Below are 15944 nucleotides of genomic sequence, written 5' to 3'. Positions count from 1 at the left end.
TTTTTTTCAGGCGATGTGCAGCACGGCGTCGGCGCTGTCGAGCAGCTCCCGGGTGAGCGGGGCGTACCGGTAGTCGGCGTCTTCCCGGGTGTGCCCGGCCGGGATTTCGGCGGTCAGCCGCCAGCCGTCGGTGTCGCGCTGCAGGCGGCCTTCACAGGTGTCCGCGGCCGGTTCACCGAGGCCGAGGGCTTCGCTGTGGCCGAGGCTGCCGGCGATGAAGGCGTACCGGTCGCCGAGTCGCGACGCGACGATCGCCCCCGCGCCGGACCCCAGGTGGGCGTTGTGCGCGAACACCAAGGTCCGGCCGGGTTGGGAAGCGTGGATGTCCAGGAGGTTCCGGGCCATGATGACCGCGCGGACACCCGCGAGGCGCGCGATCCGCGTGTCCCGGTCGCCCGGCCTAGCCGACGCCGCGTGGTAGCGCAGCAGGTCGAGCCCGGCGATGGCGTGAATTCTCGCGACGTGCGCGGCCAGCTCGACGCGAGCGTCGAGGGTCAGGAGCAGGTCGTCCGCGATGACTCGCAGCTCGTGGGCCTCGGGGGACGCACCCGGCGACTCAGCCGGGTCGAGGATCGCTTCGGAGCGGCTCCACCGTTCGTCGTCGCCGGTCAGGGCCGCGATGTCGACGTCGAGGCCGAGGTAGTCGCGGACGTGTTCGAGGTAGGTGCGGGGGCTGGGCGCGCTGAACATCTCGGTCGGGGCGTCGAAGCCGTGGAACGTCAGCGGCTCGTCGGCGGTTTCGTTGTACTCGCGGATCCAAGCGAGCAGCTGCCGGTTGGCGGCCAGGTCGCCGAAGCCGTGTGAGAACTCGCCGTCGAGCGCGGCGACGCGGTCGGTCTCCAGTGCGATCGCCCGGAAGCCGTGGCTGGCCAGCCGGGCGAAGAGGTCGTTGCGGATCCGCGCGAAGGCCGGTTCGAAATGCGTCGGCTCGCCGAACGCGAGCAGTTCGGCGGTGAAGTCCGTGATGTCCATGTGGTTGAATCGTATCCTTGAACACTTCATTGAGACCTGCGGATCTCGCCCGTGAGCACGGCCTTTCCACGCAAGCGGTCCGCAACTACGAGCGGGACGGCTTCCTTCCCCCGGCTTCGCGCACTTCGAGTGGCTACCGGATTTACACGCCGATCCATGCTGCGGCGCTGCGGGCCTTTCTCTCTTCGGTCCGGGCGTACGGGCACGCGACGGGGGGCGGGATCATGCACGCGGTCCACGCCGGAAACCTGGATCGCGCTCTGACGCTCGTCGACCGCGGCCACGAACAGCTGCTCCGCGACCGCGAAACCCTCAACACGGTGCGGAGAGCCATCGGCGACCTCACCGCCGGGCCGTCCGCGGAACCGGCCGGGGCCGGCTGGCCGATCGGCGAACTCGCGCATCGCCTCAGCGTCACCGCGGCCACCATCCGCGCGTGGGAGCGCGCCGGCATCCTGACCCCGTCGCGCGACCCCGCCACGGGCTACCGGGTCTTCCGGGCGGCCGACGTCCGCGACGCGGAGCTGACCCACCTGCTCAGGCGCGGCGGCTACCCGCTGGAGCACATCGCGACGGTCGTCGGCCAGGTCCGCACCGCCGGCGGCACCGAATCCCTGGCCGACGCGCTGCGGACGTGGCAGGAAAGGCTCACCGCGCGGGGCGTCGCCATGCTCGACGCGGCCGCCCGGCTCGGCGAGTACCTCGCCTCACAGCCGTGACTTCGGGTGCAGCCGGTCGTACTCGAGCGCGGCCGAGTGCTGGGTGCGCACGGGAAGGGACTGCTCCTTCTCGTCGTCGTCGACCTCGTTGAGCCCGAGCTGCACGGCCTGCCGGATCTGCTCGCGGTTGTCGCGCACGACGGCGGAGAAGAAGTCGTCGATCCGCGGGTCGACGAGCACTTCGAGCAGCACGCGGAACGAGGTGTCGACGACGGTCCGCACGATCTCGTCGTGGAACGGGAGCCGCTTGAGCTTCCCGAGCTGCGGATCCGCGGCGATCTTCTCGGCGATGATCGTGCGCAGCTCGTCCTTGTTGGCACCGAGCGACTTGGCGAGGTTCTCCGGGTAGTTCCCGGTTTCCAGCACCTTGACGACCTCGTCGAGCACCGCGATAGTGATCGGCTTCTTGATGGCCTTGACGATCGGCTCGGACAGCTTGTCGACGAGCCGGTAGGTGAACTGCTCCCCGAGCGCCCGGTCCGCGGCCCGCCCGATCCGCACCAGCAGCAGCACGACGCTGACGAACTTGTGCGCGACCATCGCGGGGTGCGCGACGGGGATCATCGCGAACAGCTCGTACCAGTTGCGCACCAGGAACTTCTTGGCCCACCGGCGTTTCCGCCACCGCCAGAGGAACTCCAGGAGAAAGATCGAGCAGATCCCGCAGTCGACGTAGAAGATCACGAGGCCGACGTCCCGCGCCGGCGGGCTCAGCACCATGAACCCGAGCAACCCGACCGACCCGGCGGCGAGGACGAGCATGATCCAGTCGTCGGCCCGCACATTCCCGGGCAGAATCCCGCTGTTGAGCTCCGGCTCGCGGGCGTCGCGAAGGGTGGCCATGCCCGATCATGGCACGCACGGTGCTGGTCAGCCGATTCACCGCTCCGCTCGGGCGCGGGGAACTGTCGTGTTCTTGTCGTGGGTTCGACGCGGCTTTCCCCGGCCGGATACGGCACGCTGGAAGAAGGCGCTCACGCGAGGAGGAGCATGGCGCGCACCCCGCACGGCCGGTCAGTGAGCCGGCTGCCAGCCCACTCCGTAGGACCTCGCGGGCCGGAGGCCGCGGAAACCGGTGTGCACCTCGCCCGCGTTGTCGAGGAAGAGCGGCTTGCGGGCCGGCACCGGATCGCCCGCGTCCTTGGAGAGGTCGCCGTCGATGCGCCAGATCCGTTGCGGTGGCTCCTGCCGGTCGAACCGGACATTGAGCTCGAAGCTCTCGCACGGGAACTCCGGCGTGCAGCAGTAGAACGGCGCCGGCAGCTCCTCCAGCCGGATGCGGAAGAAGAACTCGTGCTGCTCACCGGCGTCCAGCGGCCGCGGCGGCCGGAGGCGGAACGCCACCCGGGTCGAGGAGACCATCCGCACGGAATGCACCTCCCCGCCGGACACGACGTCGATGCCGAGGCCGTCGAGGTCGGGCTCACCGGTCGTGCTGACCGGCCGCGCGAGGGAGACCCCGTGCTCGATCTCCTCGAGCCCGGTGACGTGGCTGACGATCCGCCGCGTTTCGAAGACCTCGGCCGCGGCACCGCTGAGGGTCAGCCGGACCGCGAGCGCCGACGTGTGCCACGGTCCCTCGCTGCTCACGAGCGAGCCCCCGGACGCCGACGGCGTCTCGTACGCGGCCTCGGCGATCAGGTAGACGACGTCGTCGGCGCGGCGCTGCATCGTCCGGATGTTGCGATCGGCGCCGGTGCCCAGCAGTTCGAGGCGCGCGGTGTACCGCTGGTCCGCGCCGGTGCCGAAACCCAGCACGATCCGCGCCGTTTTCCGCTGCGATTCGGGCAGCTTGTCGATCAAGGCTCTCAGCCCGGCGAGGACCTTGGCGCGAACCGTTCCCGGGTTGTCGTCTTCGCGGACACCGCACACCGCGCGCAGTTCTTCGCCGACGACACCGGGCAGGTTCTTCGCTTGGACGCCCACACCTTTGCGAAGCAGTTTCAGCTCCACTGAGAGAGCGTTGATCTTCGCTTCGGCCGCCTCCTGAGCCAAGCCGCCACCTCCGTCTCGGTCGCTGCGGGGAAGTGTACTCATCGTCCCCGCCCACCGCGGTGCGGTCACCCGTTTCCCGCCTGTTTCCGAAATCGGGAAACAGCGCAGGTTGAACTGGTCAGCACCGTTTCCTCTCGACGGGCAACGGGAAACATCTGTTATCACCGAATTCACCGGGTGAAGCTTGGGTCGTCGAAATCCTTCGACGAGAACAAGAAATTCGATCCGGAAAGGTGAACACGATGCACACGCACCTCATCATCGTGCTCGGCCAGCTGGTCTCCCTGCTGGGCTGATCAGCTGCAGGCCGGCGGGCCCGGGCCGCCGGCCGTCCTTCCCCCCGATCACCGAATACAGGATGATTGACCTATGCCGGACTTTGGAGCGGAATTGAAACGTCGCCGGACGTCGGTCGGTATGTCACTGACCGGACTCGCGACCGCCGTGCATTTCACCAAGGGCTATCTCAGCAAAGTGGAGAACGGCAAAGCCCGGGTGAACCGGGACCTGGCCAAGGCCTGCGACCTAGCACTCGGCGCCGGAGGAGAACTGCTCGCCCTCGCCACGGAACCGGGAACGCCCGCGCGCCGCAGCGCCGGCGGCATTGCCGGGCTGCCGGACGGCGGGCGCTGGTTCGTCGGCCGGGAAACCGAGCTCGACGCGCTTTCCGCGCTGCTGCTGGACCCGGACGACGCCCGCGTCGGCGTGGTGCACGGAATGGCGGGAGCGGGCAAGACGACGCTGGCCGTCGCCGCGGCCCGCCGGGTCGAGCACGCCTTCCCGGACGGTTCCCTCTTCTTCGACCTGCGCGGGCACACCCCGGGCGCGACCGAGCTTTCGCCGGGCGAAGCCCTCGGCCGGCTGCTGAGGCTGCTGGACGTCTCGGCCGACCAGCTGCCCGCCGACGAGGACGGCCTGGCCAACCTGGTCCGCGACCAGCTGCGCGGCCGGCGGATGATCCTCGTGCTGGACAACGTGCGGTCCGCCGAACAGATCCGCGCGATCGTCCCCGGTGAGACGGCGTCCCGGATCCTGGTGACCAGCCGGGGCCGGCTCCCCGCGCTCGACGACGCCTGGCACTTCCCCGTCGACGTCCTGCCGCTCGAGGACGCCGTGCGGCTCCTGCGGTCCGTCGCGGGCGGACACGCACCGGACGACGACGGTGTGGCGGCCGAGCTCGTCCGGCACTGCGGACGGCTGCCGCTCGCGATCCGCATCGTGGCCGCCCGGTTCGTCGCCGGCGGCTGGACGGCGGCGAGGCTGCGCGACCGGCTCGCCGACGAACGGACCCGCCTCGGCACGCTGGACGACGGCGAGCGAAGCGTCGCCACGGCGTTCACCGTCTCCTACGAGTCCCTGCCCGGCGACCAGCGGCGGCTGCTCGGCCTGCTGGCCCTCCACCCCGCGACCGCCGCGGAGATCGCCGCCGTCGAAGCACTCGCGGGCCTCGGCCCCGGCGAGGCGGATCGGCTGGTGGACCGGCTGCACGACGCCCACCTGGTCGTCCGGGACGAACGGGGGTACGTCGAGCTCCACGACCTGATGCGGATGTTCGCCGCCACGCACGCGCTTCCCGACGTCGAGCCAGCCGACCGCGAAGTCGCCGTGAGCCGCCTGGTCGACCACGCGCTCATGACGACGCTCGCGGCCGACGAGCTCGCGGAGCCCTACCGGTACCGGCCCGCCACCGGCCTCCCCGCTCCGGCGGGCGTTCCGTTCACCGACGCGGACGGCGCGCTGACCTGGCTCGCCGCGCAGTGGCCGGCGCTGGCCGAGATCGTCGAATCCGCGTTCCGGCACGGGCTTCACGACCGTTGCTGGCAGCTCGCTTTCGTGCTCCGCGCGTTCTTCTTCCGGGAGAAGCTGTTCGAGCCGTGGATCCGGACGCACGAGCGCGCGCTCGAGGCCGCGCGGGCGTCCGGCGACCTCAGCGCGACCGGGATGATCCTCAACAACCTCGGCATGGCCCACATCGAGTCGGGCCGCGTCGACGAGGCCGTCCGGTTCCACCAGCAGGCGCAGGAGTGTTTCGCGCAGGCCCGCGACGACCGCGGCGCGATCGACGCGCTGTCCAGCCTGGCCTGGGCGCGCCTGTACCGCGGCGAAGCCGAAGCGACGCTGGCCGATTTGACGACGGTGCTGGACGTCTACCGCCGGACCGGGCGGACCCGCAACGAGGTCATCGCCCTGCGCGGCATCGCTCTCGCTTCGGCGGCTCTCGATCGGTTCCCCGAAGCGCTGTCCAGCGCACGCGAGGCCGTCGAGCTCGCTCAGCTGCCGGTCGACCGGGCGATGTCGGTCAACGGCGAGGCGTGGGTGCGTTTCCGCGCCGGGCAGTGGGACGACGCGGAGCGCGGTTACCGCCGCGCGGCCGAACTGGCGGACGACGCGGGCAACGAGTACGAGCACGCGCGGGCCTTGACGGGCCTGGGCAACACGGCAGCCGGCCGCGGCGATCGACCGGCGGCGGCCCGTTGGTGGGCGGAGGCCGCCGCGTACCGGGTCACGCTCGATCCCACCGTGCTCGGCGAGGCCGCGTACCGGAATCGGCTCGCCGGCGCGGAAGTGAACGGGTTTCCCGCCGCTTCGGGCAACGGAAACGCCTTGTAGCAACACCCTTCCGGCGCGCACCATTGAAGCAGTCCCGAATTCCGCGGAAATCGCGGAATTGCGAAACCCCCGTTTCCGAGGAGCCTGCCATGATGGTCGTCTGTTCTTTTTCCGCCCTCCTCCGCACCGCGTTGTTCATCGTCGCGGTGGCTCTGGTCGCCGGTGTGTCCCTGGCCGGGCCCGCCGCCCCGGCGAGCACGCCCGGCCAGAGCGGCCCGGCCGTCTCCACCAGCGAACCGGTCGAGCACTGATGTACGACGGGTCAGCCTTCGAGGACCTCCCGCAGCTTGCGCGCGAAGGCTTCGGGCTGGCCGGCGTAGCCGAACTCGCCGCCGAGGAAACCGCCGTGGTGGCTGGGGAACACCGTCGCCTCCTGGCCGAGGCGCTCGGCGGCGGCGAGCGCGGCGCGTCCGGTCATGACGTCGAGGGACTCCTCGCCCACCGCGATCACGATCCGCGTCGGCGCCGCGTTCAGGGCGGCGACGTCCAGCTCGTACGCCGTGACGGCCAAGGAGCGATCGGTCAGCAACGGGTCGTCCCGGCGGCCGTCGTCTTCGGACGGCATGCCGAACTGGGCCGGGTCCGGCGCGGGCAGCGCGAAGTAGTCGTCGGTGAACTCGCCCTTCCACGACGTCATCGCGATGAAGGCGGCCATGCCGGCGCCGAAGCCCCGCGCCTGGTAGACGTCCCGGAAGGCCTTCCCGGCCCGCTCGGCCGCCGCGGCGTCGGGCAGCACCCCGACGAGCGGCGGTTCGTGCGCGACGAGGGTGCTGACGTCATCGGGATGGGCGGTGACGAGCGCGAGCGCGGTGACGGCGCCCCCGCTGCTGCCGAACACCTCGACCGGCCCGGCGCCGAGCGCCTGGATGACGTCGTGGAGGTCGCCGGCCTGGGTGGCGGGCACGTGGTCTTCCCGGCCGTCCTTGCGGACGCTGCGCCCGAGCCCCCGCGGGTCGTAGGTGACGACGGTCCGGTCGGGGAAGTAGGACGCGAGCGTGCTGAACCCGCCGGCTTCCATGGGTTGCCCGACCATGAGCAGCGGCGGGCCCTCACCGGTGCCGTGGACGTCGTAGACGATGTCGGCCTCGGGCGTTTCCAACGTATGAGTGGTCATGGGTTCCTCCCCCTGGTCCGGGTCTCGGGGGCAGCGTAAACCGGGGTACCGACAGTTTCGCGTGGTCGCGCGCCGTGGTGTCGATCCACGTGGGCGGGGCGTATGAGACCCCGCTGGTTACCGAACCGCGCGCGTGGGGCGGCCGACCGGATTCGCACCGGTTTCGCCCGGGGTCACAGCCCGGGGCCTCGCCTCCTTCGGCTTCGGCCACCGTGGCGCGTCCGGGAGTCGAACCCGGGTCTCCCGGGTGAGAACCGGGGATCCGTACCGCTGGACCAACGCGCCGTGGTCCCCGGTCGCACCGACCGGGGAGGGCACTCGCGTCCGCCGTATCCGTACGACGAAGACGAGCGCGGGAAAAAAGAATGCATGAAAAAACCGCCCGGATCGGTTTCCCGATGGGCGGCTCCCGTGGCGTGACGACGATTTACGTCACAGGTGGGAGCCCCTGAAGATTGTGTTCCCGCATATGCGTCACGACAACTCCTCGGTCCGGATCGTGTGAAAGCATCATCACCCACCCCGCGGAGGCGGGTCAACGCATTAACGCACGAGCCCGGTGCGATAGGCGTAGACCACCGCCTGCACGCGATCGCGCAGGTCCAGCTTCGTCAGGATGCGCGACACGTACGTCTTGACCGTCTCCTGGCTGATCACCAGCGCCGCGGCGATCTCACTGTTCGACAGCCCGTCCGCGATCAGCCGCAGCACCTCCAGTTCCCGTGGCGCCAAAGCGACTTCGCCGGACGCGGCGGGCCGGATCCGCGCCGCGTACTGGCCGACCAGCCGGCGCGTCACCTCCGGGTCCAGCAGCGCCGCGCCGGTCGCGACGGTCCGGATGCCGTGCAGCAGCTGCGCCGGCGGCGCGTCCTTGAGCAGGAACCCGCTGGCCCCCGCACGCAACGCCTCGTAGACGTACTCGTCGAGGTTGAACGTCGTCACCACCAGCACCTTGACCGGCTGCGCTACGCCGGCGCCGGCGAGCAGACGCGTCGCCTCGATGCCGTCCAGCACCGGCATCCGGACGTCCATCACCACGACGTCGGGCCGCAGCGACCCGGCGAGGTCGACCGCCGCGCGCCCGTCCGCGCACTCGGCGACGACCTCGAGGTCGGGCTGGGCGTCGATGATCGTCGCGAACCCGGTGCGGATCAGCGCTTGGTCGTCGCAGACGAGAACCTTGATCACGACGACCTTTCCGCAGGAATCCGGGCCCGGACGACGAACCCGCCGCCGTCACGATCGCCCGCGGTGAACTCGCCGCCGAGCGCGCTGACGCGTTCGCGGAGCCCGGCCAAGCCGCGCCCGCTCCCCCGCAGCGACACCGGGCCGCCGGGGGCGCCCCCGTTTTCCACGCTACCGGCGGGCACCGACAGTTTCGGGCCGTCGGTGGCCACCTCGACGAAGGTGTCCACATCACTGCGGCGCACCCGGACCTCGGTGTGGCGGCCGTGCGCGTGCTTGAGCGCGTTCGTCAGCGCCTCCTGCACGACGCGGTAGACGACGTCGTCGGCGACCGGCGTACCGGCCTCGGTGAACTCGATCGGCTGGCCGGAGCGCCGCGTCTGCTCCACCAGGGTCCGCAGGGACCCGACGGGAAGCCGTTCGGCGCCGTGGTCGGGGTTGAGCAGGTCGAGCAGCTGCCGCAGGTCCGCGATGGCCAGCCGGCCGGTGTCGGTGACCGCGGTCAGCGCCTGGTCGAGCCGCTCCGGCGCGGCGGTCAGGTAGCGCGCCGCCTCGGTCTGCACGACCATCGCCGTCACGTGGTGGGTGACGACGTCGTGCAGTTCGCGGGCGATGCGCGTCCGTTCGGCGGTGCGGGTGCTCTCGGCGACGAAGCGGCGGTGCTCCGCCTCGGCGGCGCGGGTCTGCCGCAGCCAGGCGCCGATGCCCCACGCGAGGGCCAGCGCCAGGTAGAACGTGACGAAGCCGGTCACGCCCTCGGTCGATCCGCGCCGGGCGAGCGCGAAGGCCAGCGGGACGTACGCCGCGGACGCGACGGCCACCGTCGTCCACCGGAAGCGCCCGAGGTGGGCCGCCGCGCTCAGCAGCGCGATCGGCAACGCGGTGCCGGAAACCGTGTGGTAGCCCCAAAGCTGGTCGACGGCGAAGCCGAGCGACACGAGCGCGAGGCACGCGGCCGGCCACCGCCGCCGTATGGCCAGCGGCAGGCATTCGACGGCGATGACCACGAAGCCCAGTGCGTCCATGGGCCGCGTCGGCAGGTCCCCGACCTGGGTCCCGTGCCCGCCCAGCGCGGGGACCAGTGCCAGGCCGGCGAGGAGCAGCCCCAGCGCGAGGTCCCGGACCGTGACGTCGAGCCGCCGCCAGTGGTCGATCACGGGACGAGCGTAGCGGCGTCGCGACGCCGAAGCGGAACGATGTTCCCGCGCCGGCGGGCGAGCACCATGAACACGGTCGTGACGACGATCCCGGCCAGCACCGCATAGACGCTCCCCTCCGGCCCGAACTCGCCCCCGCTGATCGCGGTGGGACCGGACATGACGCCGTCCAGCAGGCCCTTCGGAGCGTCGGTGCCGGAGACCTGGGTGCCGAAGAGGCCGCCCTCGGCGAAGTTCCACGCGAAGTGCAGCCCGATCGGCACCCAGAGGTTCCGGGTGGCGGCGTAGGCGGCGGCGAGCATGCCCCCGGCTTCGACGGCGATGGCGATGGCACCCCAGAGGGTGGCGTGGGCGTTGAAGAGGTGCGAAAGGCCGAAGAGCAGCCCGGTCAGCGTCAGCGCGGCCCAGGTACCGATGCGTCCCTCGACAAACCGGAAGAGGATGCCGCGGAAGAGCAGCTCTTCGGTGACGGCGGCCGCGGCGCTGAACCCGAACAACGCGAGGGCACCGGCGAGCGAGCCCCAGCCGAGCACCTCGTAGCCACCACTCAGGGCGATGGCCGCGATGACGAGCCCGAACAACCCGGTCCCGAGCACGAGGCCCCGCCCCAGCGCGGCGCGGTTCTTCGCGATCTCGACCGGAACGCGGTCCTCGGTCTTCCGCACGATCCACCGGTAGGCGACCACGGCGAGGACGGCGGTGCCGAGCCCGAGGACGAGGGTGAGCAGGGTGTTCCACTGCACGGCACTGACGGCCAGGCTACCGGCCATGGCCACGGCGGCCACGGTCACGAGCTGCAACAACAGTCGCACGACGACTCCTTCGCATTCCCGCGGCGGAAGTGCTGCGGTCGAGGGAAACGCTAGGGATTTCGGCCCCGGGAAACGTCACCGCGGAGAGGACAGTCGGATGTAGCTCGCGAGGGGGACAAGCGCCGCGCCTCGAACCCGGGTACCGACGGAAGTCAGCAAGACCCGCTTCGCCCGGTCGCTTCGGGCGGCGCGCCCGCGAAGGTGCCGATATCGGGCAGCGAAAAGCGAGCCACGCCGGTGATCGCGACCAGCAGTTCCGCGACGCCGTCCGGCGTGAACTCCTTGATCTCGTAGTGCGTGGTGGAATGCGCGTTGAGGAACGACGGGATCTCGTCGACCCGTCGGCCCGGCAGCACGACGGGCAGGATCCGCCGGGTGGCGCGGGGCAGGTCCTGGGTGATGTTGTCCCGGATCATCGCGGCCTCGAACTGAGCACCGCGCCCCAGGTGCGGTTCCTCGGTGCCCTCCGCCCGTCGCTTGTAGTCCGGGGACGCGATCACGAGCACGAAATCCGCTTCGGCGAGCTGATCGATCGCCCAGAGCGACCAGTCCCGGCGACCGTCGTCGGCCCATTGGTCGAGCCGGACGTCGATTCCCACGTCGGCGCGCAAGAACGTCGCGAACTCACGAACGAGGACACGGTGCCGTTCGTCGTCGTGGGAATAGGTGATGAAAACCCTGGGCGGCTTCCCCACGCCCGGCGTCACCGCGATCGAACCCGAGGACACGGACCGTGGCGGCCGCGATTCCTCGGCCACCTCGCGTACGGCGACTTCCCGCTGGACATTACCCCCGCGCACGGAACCGTGGATGGTGCCTCCGAAGATCACCGGCCCGGTGTTCGTCCCGGCGTTGGTGAAGGAGTTCTGCTCGGGCATGGAAGACCTCAAATCCGGGGTGCCGGCACGGAAGTTCCGCCGGAAACATCGCCTTCGACCACGCCGCCGAAGACCATCGGACCGGTGTTGCTGCCGTGGATGGTCACGTTGTTCGTCGTGACAGCGGCGACCCGGCGCTCGAACGACGCCGGCGAATACCCGGAATCACTGAGCACCTTGCTGATCGCCGGCACCAGCCGGCTTTCCAGCAGCTTCGTGTACCGCTCGGCGTCGACGACCTGGAAGTAGTCGCGGGCGGCCTCGGCGGCGCCGAGTTCCCGCAACGTGCGCGCCGAGCCGTAGCGATCGGCGTTGAGCGTGTGCCCGTCGTGCGGTAGCGGCCGGATCACCTTGAGAGCGGCCCAGAAGCGGCCCGGGCCGGTGACCGGGAGCTTCAGCCACCGGAGGACGCCTTGCCAGACCGGCCGCCACCAGTCCGCGGTCATCGTGTCCCCGGCGCGGAACTCCTGCCGGATCGGCAGGAGCACGCACGGCGTCCACTCGATGTACAGGGTGCTCTCCTCGACGGCCGCGTGCAGGAACGCGGAGAGGACGAGTTCACGGTTCCACGTCTCGACCTGGAAGCAGAGGTAGTACCGCGCCCACTCCCTCGGGCGGTGGTAGATCCGCTCCGCCTCCTCCGTCGGCAGGTAGTGCGCGGGCGGCTGGGAAACGCTGCCGAGGTAGGGCTTCGTGACCGGTTCGTGCACGTGGTCGATCAGGCCCTCGGCCGGACTGAACACCATGCCTTCGACCCGCAGGTCCCGGAGGCGTTCGTCCGGTGAGAGAGCCGCGTGCCGCTGCAGTTCCTCGACCGCTTTCCCGACTTCTTGGTAGAACCGCGCGGTGGTGAGCGGCTCTTCGGCCGGCGAGGCGACGTCACCCAGCCGCTCCAACGGCAACGCCAGTGACCACGGAGTGACACTGGTCCCGGCGCCGACGAACGGGTTGCGCCCCCGGTAGACGACCAGCGGTACCCGGGCGTCGGGCGACTCGGCGACTCGGCCGGCGCGGTGGCGATCGAGTGCCCGGCGGAGCCGGGGCGGGCTGCAGAGGAGCGAGAGGCGATCGGATGACGGGCGTTCCACCGCGCCCGGCACCCGGGCACGGCGGCCGAAGTACCGCCTGACCGTCCGCCAGACGATGACGCGGTCCGCGACCAGGATGACCAGCATCAGCAATGCCGAGGAGCCGGAGATCACGTCCGCGTCCAGTCCGAACCAGCCGGGAAGCAGGTTGGCGAAATCGAGCGGATTGGTCTCCGAGCTACCGCGGGCGTACCGGCTCGAAGAACTCTGCAGCGTGGACTCCAGTTCACCGATCACGGGGAGCAGGGCGGCCACCGTGAGCAGCCAGAACACGGCGAAGAACTTCCCGAAGACGACCAGTCCCGAGCCGGGCCGGCCCCACCGGGCCGATTTCCAGATCGGCTTGATCGACAGCAACGCGGCCCAGCTCAGCCACGCGGCCAGGCCTGGGCCTCCCAAGCTGGTCGTCACGAAGGCGATCGTCAGCAGCCCGAGAGCACCGTCGCGGAACTTGCGCCGGGTCCGCGCCGCGACGACTTCGGTCAGCACCGTGGCGGTGTCCAGACCGGGCGTCAACGGCACCTGGCGGGTGTCTTCGACCAGCAGTTCGCGAACGACGTCGTCGGCATAACGGCGGTCCAGGTGGGCCGCCGCGGCGAGGTAGCGGGTGTTTTCGTCGAGCGGTGGCAGTTCGGCTTGGGTGTGCTCGGCCGCGGCGAAGCGTGTCCAGTCGGTCGACGGCTCGTGGATGGTCACGGGCGGCTCCGGTCGACCATCGTGGTCAGCAGCTCCGGCATCGGCCCCCACGCCGAGTCCAGGGCGGAAACGTACACGAAGTACTCCGTTCCTCCGGTGCGCCAATAGATCGCGCGCACGTGCCGCGTTCCCTCCGTCGACGACTCCCAGGTGAACTCCCAGTCGACGGCTTCGCTGCCGCGCACATCGGTCCGGTCCATCCGGACGCGGTGCAGGCCGGTGAGCCGAGTCGCCGCGCTCTTCTCCGCGTCCACGTGCGTTTTGACGAGATCACCGTTCGCTTCGCTTGCGCCATAGCGGACGTAGTGCGATTCGTCGACCGGATCATTGGCCTGGAAGGAGCCCGGGTTCTTCGGTTCGCTCAGCCAGCCTCGCGGGACGACGGTGCTGAACCCCGCGGGTGCGGTGACGGTTTCGTAGCTCTCACCGACCGCCGCCGGCGTGCTCGGGTAAACCCCGGCGGCCGGGGTCGAAGATTCGTAGCTCGTGGTGGTTCCGGGCGAAACCGAGTCCGTTGCCGAAACCGACTGGACGGTTTGCCCTTCGCTTCCGTTCACCAGCAGCAGTACCGTTCCGACCGCCGCACAAACAAGGAAGTTCGCCGCGCCGAGAACAGCTGCGAACCGGGTGTTGCTCGCGGACATTTCCAAGATCCTCCCCAAAACTGTGATCTGGCCGCGTAGCCGAGGGCGCAGACCGTAGCATGGTGCCCCCGACCCGATGTGAACACATTGGAGAATCCTCCCGTGAACAGTTCCCTGAAAGATCTTTTCGTCGACTTGAAACGTCTGGAAGACGCGATGACCGCAGATCCTGGCGATGAGGAAATCCGCGATCGGCTCGCACGCGCGCTGGCGGAATCGACCGTGCGGGTACGGAGCCTGACCCGCGATCGCCGTCCGGTCATGACCACGCGGGGGCAGCGGGAGTTCTGCGCGGCCGCGGCCGACCGGATCATCGAGCTCGGCGCGGGTGGCAACGCCGTTCAGTCGGCGGCCCGATCGCTCCGGAAGGAGATCGAGGCAGGCGAGACGTGGACGTGGCGCGCGCCGACCAACGCGTTCGTGCTCAGCACGGCGGCCGCGGCGATCGGCTTGGTCTGGGCGGTCACCGGCGGTCTGCAAGGGGACGTCGCCGACGTCGCCACGGCGAGTGTGCTGAGCAGTGTCGCCCTCGTCATCGTGACGCTGCGGCACCGGACGCGGCGCTGGCAGATCGAAGCCGACCGGGTCGCGGCACTCGTCTGCCGCAACGGCTTGTAGCAGCGGCACCGAACGCGACGATCGCGTAAGCGCGCGTAGTGCCTTTCGGAGCCGCCAAGGGGGCTCGAACCCCTGACCTTCTGTTTACAAGACAGATGCTCTACCAGCTGAGCTATAGCGGCCTGACGCCCAAGCGCCAGCACCAGTGTATCGGGCTGTCCACAAGATCCTCTCGAGAGGCATGATCCCCAGCTCCAGGCCACTATGGAGCCACGTGGTGCACGCCACTGCAACGAACGACACACTGTCGTCGATGGTCCCGGAGAGACACGTAGAGCGAGGAGGTGGATCTTGAAGATCAACGAGCGCACCAACGGGGGCACCGTGACCAGATGGCCCCTCCTCGAAGGTCCGCCGCAACAAGCGAAAACCCACCGCCCCAACCTCCTCAAGCGCCGCCCCTGGCACGTTCTCGAGGCTCCCACCGGGGAGTTCCCCGCCGTTGACGCCGATGAGGCCATGGGGCCTCAGCTGCCCGATGAGGCCACCGTCAACTTCGTCCTCGACCTCTCCCTGCGCATCGGTGAGGTCCAGATGTCCAGCGGCGCCGGCGCCTCGGACGTCACCGCGACGATCATCGCCATCGCCGCCGCTCTCGGGTTGCCGCACTGCGAGGTGGACGTCATCTTCACCTCGATCACCGTCACCTGTCACCGGGGCACCGACCTCTCGCCCGTCACCGCGCTGCGGGTCGTGCGGAGCCGGAGTCTCGACTACACCCGGCTCACCGAGACCGAGAAGCTCATCCGGCAGATCGTCCGGGGGAACGTCGGGGCCGAGCAGGCGCAGACCGAGCTGGAGCGGATCACCTCGGCGACGCACCCCTACCCGCGCTGGGTCGCGACGCTGTCGTGGGGCGGGGTCGCCGCCTTCATCACCATCCTGCTCGGGGGCGGCATCGACATCGCGCTCGTCGCGTTCGTCATCAGCGGTGTCATCGACCGGATCGGGCGGCTCGTCAACCGCTACGGGCTGCCCTTCTTCTTCCAGCAGGTCATCGGCGGGCTGGTCGCGACCCTCTCGGCGATGGCCATCGTCAGCAGCAACCTCCTGACCACCGACAAACCGACGCTCGTCGTCGCCGCCGCGGTCACCGTGCTGCTCTCCGGGCTCTCCACCGTCTCCGCCGTCCAAGACGCCATCACCGGCTACAACGTCACCGCCGCCGGCCGCACCATGGAGACCGCGCTGATGTCCGCCGGCCTGATCGCCGGGGTCGTGCTCGCCCTGCGGATCGCCGTCATGCTCGGCCTGCCGCGGACGCCGCTGCCCGAGGTCAGCGGGTCGACGCCGCAGCAGCTGCCGCTCGTCGTGCTCGGTGGGGCCGGCGCGTCCGCCTGCTTCGCGCTCGCCTCCTACTCCAAGATGCGCGCGATGCTGGTCGCGGCGGCCGCCGGCACCATCGGCGCCGCCGTCTACGGCGCGCTCATGCTGTCCCAGCTCGACGGCGTCAGCT

The 15944-nt window shown here is 70.2% G+C and carries 15 protein-coding genes and 3 tRNA genes; 5 read left to right on the top strand and 13 right to left on the bottom strand.

Annotation, left to right across the window (positions count from 1 at the left end):
- Positions 1 to 6 precede the first annotated feature (6 nt).
- The gene (locus ABZ342_RS19240) at positions 7 to 972 is read right to left on the bottom strand and encodes an erythromycin esterase family protein (protein WP_360474523.1); all 966 of its coding nucleotides are present in this window, start codon (positions 970 to 972) and stop codon (positions 7 to 9) included.
- Between the two features lie 29 nt (positions 973 to 1001).
- On the opposite strand from ABZ342_RS19240, the gene ABZ342_RS19235 reads away from it, so the two are divergent.
- Complete coding sequence (locus ABZ342_RS19235) at positions 1002 to 1691, top strand: TioE family transcriptional regulator (RefSeq protein ID WP_360474815.1); 690 nt, start codon at positions 1002 to 1004, stop codon at positions 1689 to 1691.
- On the opposite strand, the gene ABZ342_RS19230 is transcribed toward ABZ342_RS19235, so the two are convergent.
- Both ABZ342_RS19230 and ABZ342_RS19225 read right to left on the bottom strand, forming a co-directional pair.
- Entirely contained in the window at positions 1680 to 2534 is an 855-nt protein-coding gene (locus ABZ342_RS19230; RefSeq protein WP_360474520.1) for an ion transporter, read from the bottom strand. The two genes, ABZ342_RS19235 and ABZ342_RS19230, sit on opposite strands and share 12 nt — an antisense overlap.
- 171 nt (positions 2535 to 2705) lie before the next feature.
- Positions 2706 to 3686 (bottom strand): hypothetical protein, encoded by a 981-nt coding sequence (locus ABZ342_RS19225; RefSeq protein WP_360474517.1) that lies wholly within the window; start codon positions 3684 to 3686, stop codon positions 2706 to 2708.
- A 369-nt stretch (positions 3687 to 4055) separates the two neighbouring features.
- Between ABZ342_RS19225 and ABZ342_RS19220 the strand changes: the two genes are divergently transcribed.
- Both ABZ342_RS19220 and ABZ342_RS19215 read left to right on the top strand, forming a co-directional pair.
- Positions 4056 to 6296 (top strand): NB-ARC domain-containing protein, encoded by a 2241-nt coding sequence (locus tag ABZ342_RS19220; RefSeq protein WP_360474514.1) that lies wholly within the window; start codon positions 4056 to 4058, stop codon positions 6294 to 6296.
- A gap of 89 nt (positions 6297 to 6385) precedes the next feature.
- Positions 6386 to 6547, top strand: a complete 162-nt coding sequence (locus tag ABZ342_RS19215) for a hypothetical protein (protein WP_155547578.1) — start codon at positions 6386 to 6388, stop codon at positions 6545 to 6547.
- Positions 6548 to 6558: 11 nt separating this feature from the next.
- On the opposite strand, the gene ABZ342_RS19210 is transcribed toward ABZ342_RS19215, so the two are convergent.
- The 9 genes from ABZ342_RS19210 to ABZ342_RS19170 all read right to left on the bottom strand — a co-directional run bounded on the left by ABZ342_RS19210 (position 6559) and on the right by ABZ342_RS19170 (position 13870).
- Positions 6559 to 7410, bottom strand: a complete 852-nt coding sequence (locus ABZ342_RS19210) for an alpha/beta hydrolase (RefSeq protein ID WP_360474511.1) — start codon at positions 7408 to 7410, stop codon at positions 6559 to 6561.
- A 134-nt stretch (positions 7411 to 7544) separates the two neighbouring features.
- Positions 7545 to 7621, bottom strand: a tRNA-His gene (locus ABZ342_RS19205).
- Between the two features lie 2 nt (positions 7622 to 7623).
- A tRNA-Glu gene (locus ABZ342_RS19200) sits at positions 7624 to 7695 on the bottom strand.
- Between the two features lie 258 nt (positions 7696 to 7953).
- Positions 7954 to 8598: a response regulator transcription factor gene (locus tag ABZ342_RS19195; protein ID WP_155547580.1), complete on the bottom strand. Its 645-nt coding sequence runs from the start codon at positions 8596 to 8598 to the stop codon at positions 7954 to 7956.
- Positions 8595 to 9752 carry a histidine kinase gene (locus tag ABZ342_RS19190; RefSeq protein WP_360474508.1) on the bottom strand — a complete coding sequence of 386 codons (1158 nt, stop codon included), beginning with the start codon at positions 9750 to 9752 and terminating at the stop codon, positions 8595 to 8597. The genes ABZ342_RS19195 and ABZ342_RS19190 overlap by 4 nt, the downstream gene beginning before the upstream one ends.
- Positions 9749 to 10564, bottom strand: coding sequence for a type II CAAX endopeptidase family protein (locus ABZ342_RS19185; RefSeq protein ID WP_360474505.1), 816 nt, complete (start codon positions 10562 to 10564; stop codon positions 9749 to 9751). The genes ABZ342_RS19190 and ABZ342_RS19185 overlap by 4 nt, the downstream gene beginning before the upstream one ends.
- A 152-nt stretch (positions 10565 to 10716) precedes the next feature.
- Positions 10717 to 11442, bottom strand: a complete 726-nt coding sequence (locus ABZ342_RS19180) for an SEFIR domain-containing protein (protein ID WP_360474502.1) — start codon at positions 11440 to 11442, stop codon at positions 10717 to 10719.
- An 8-nt stretch (positions 11443 to 11450) separates the two neighbouring features.
- Positions 11451 to 13226: a hypothetical protein gene (locus ABZ342_RS19175; protein WP_360474499.1), complete on the bottom strand. Its 1776-nt coding sequence runs from the start codon at positions 13224 to 13226 to the stop codon at positions 11451 to 11453.
- Positions 13223 to 13870 carry a hypothetical protein gene (locus ABZ342_RS19170; protein ID WP_360474496.1) on the bottom strand — a complete coding sequence of 216 codons (648 nt, stop codon included), beginning with the start codon at positions 13868 to 13870 and terminating at the stop codon, positions 13223 to 13225. The genes ABZ342_RS19175 and ABZ342_RS19170 overlap by 4 nt, the downstream gene beginning before the upstream one ends.
- Before the next feature lie 156 nt (positions 13871 to 14026).
- Here ABZ342_RS19170 and ABZ342_RS19165 point away from each other — a divergent pair, with 156 nt between their 5' ends.
- Positions 14027 to 14488, top strand: coding sequence for a hypothetical protein (locus tag ABZ342_RS19165; RefSeq protein WP_360474494.1), 462 nt, complete (start codon positions 14027 to 14029; stop codon positions 14486 to 14488).
- Positions 14489 to 14537: 49 nt separating this feature from the next.
- Here ABZ342_RS19165 and ABZ342_RS19160 read toward each other — a convergent pair.
- A tRNA-Thr gene (locus ABZ342_RS19160) sits at positions 14538 to 14610 on the bottom strand.
- A 169-nt stretch (positions 14611 to 14779) separates the two neighbouring features.
- Between ABZ342_RS19160 and ABZ342_RS19155 the strand changes: the two genes are divergently transcribed.
- Positions 14780 to 15944, top strand: a 1165-nt coding sequence (locus ABZ342_RS19155; RefSeq protein WP_360474491.1) for a threonine/serine exporter family protein, incomplete at its 3' end; no start/stop codon positions are given.

The organism is Amycolatopsis sp. NPDC005961, from assembly GCF_040629235.1.
In the GTDB taxonomy this organism is placed as follows: Bacteria; Actinomycetota; Actinomycetes; order Mycobacteriales; family Pseudonocardiaceae; genus Amycolatopsis; species Amycolatopsis camponoti.
This window is presented reverse-complemented; position numbering and strand designations above follow the sequence as displayed.

Excerpts from the sequence above, each read along its gene's own strand:
- ABZ342_RS19210 (WP_360474511.1), bottom strand. The coding sequence starts at position 7,410 with ATGACCACTCATACGTTGGAAACGCCCGAGGCCGACATCGTCTACGAC.
- ABZ342_RS19165 (WP_360474494.1), top strand. The coding sequence starts at position 14,027 with ATGACCGCAGATCCTGGCGATGAGGAAATCCGCGATCGGCTCGCACGC.
- ABZ342_RS19215 (WP_155547578.1), top strand. The coding sequence starts at position 6,386 with ATGATGGTCGTCTGTTCTTTTTCCGCCCTCCTCCGCACCGCGTTGTTC.
- ABZ342_RS19230 (WP_360474520.1), bottom strand. The coding sequence starts at position 2,534 with ATGGCCACCCTTCGCGACGCCCGCGAGCCGGAGCTCAACAGCGGGATT.
- ABZ342_RS19170 (WP_360474496.1), bottom strand. The coding sequence starts at position 13,870 with ATGTCCGCGAGCAACACCCGGTTCGCAGCTGTTCTCGGCGCGGCGAAC.
- ABZ342_RS19240 (WP_360474523.1), bottom strand. The coding sequence starts at position 972 with ATGGACATCACGGACTTCACCGCCGAACTGCTCGCGTTCGGCGAGCCG.
- ABZ342_RS19180 (WP_360474502.1), bottom strand. The coding sequence starts at position 11,442 with ATGCCCGAGCAGAACTCCTTCACCAACGCCGGGACGAACACCGGGCCG.
- ABZ342_RS19220 (WP_360474514.1), top strand. The coding sequence starts at position 4,056 with ATGCCGGACTTTGGAGCGGAATTGAAACGTCGCCGGACGTCGGTCGGT.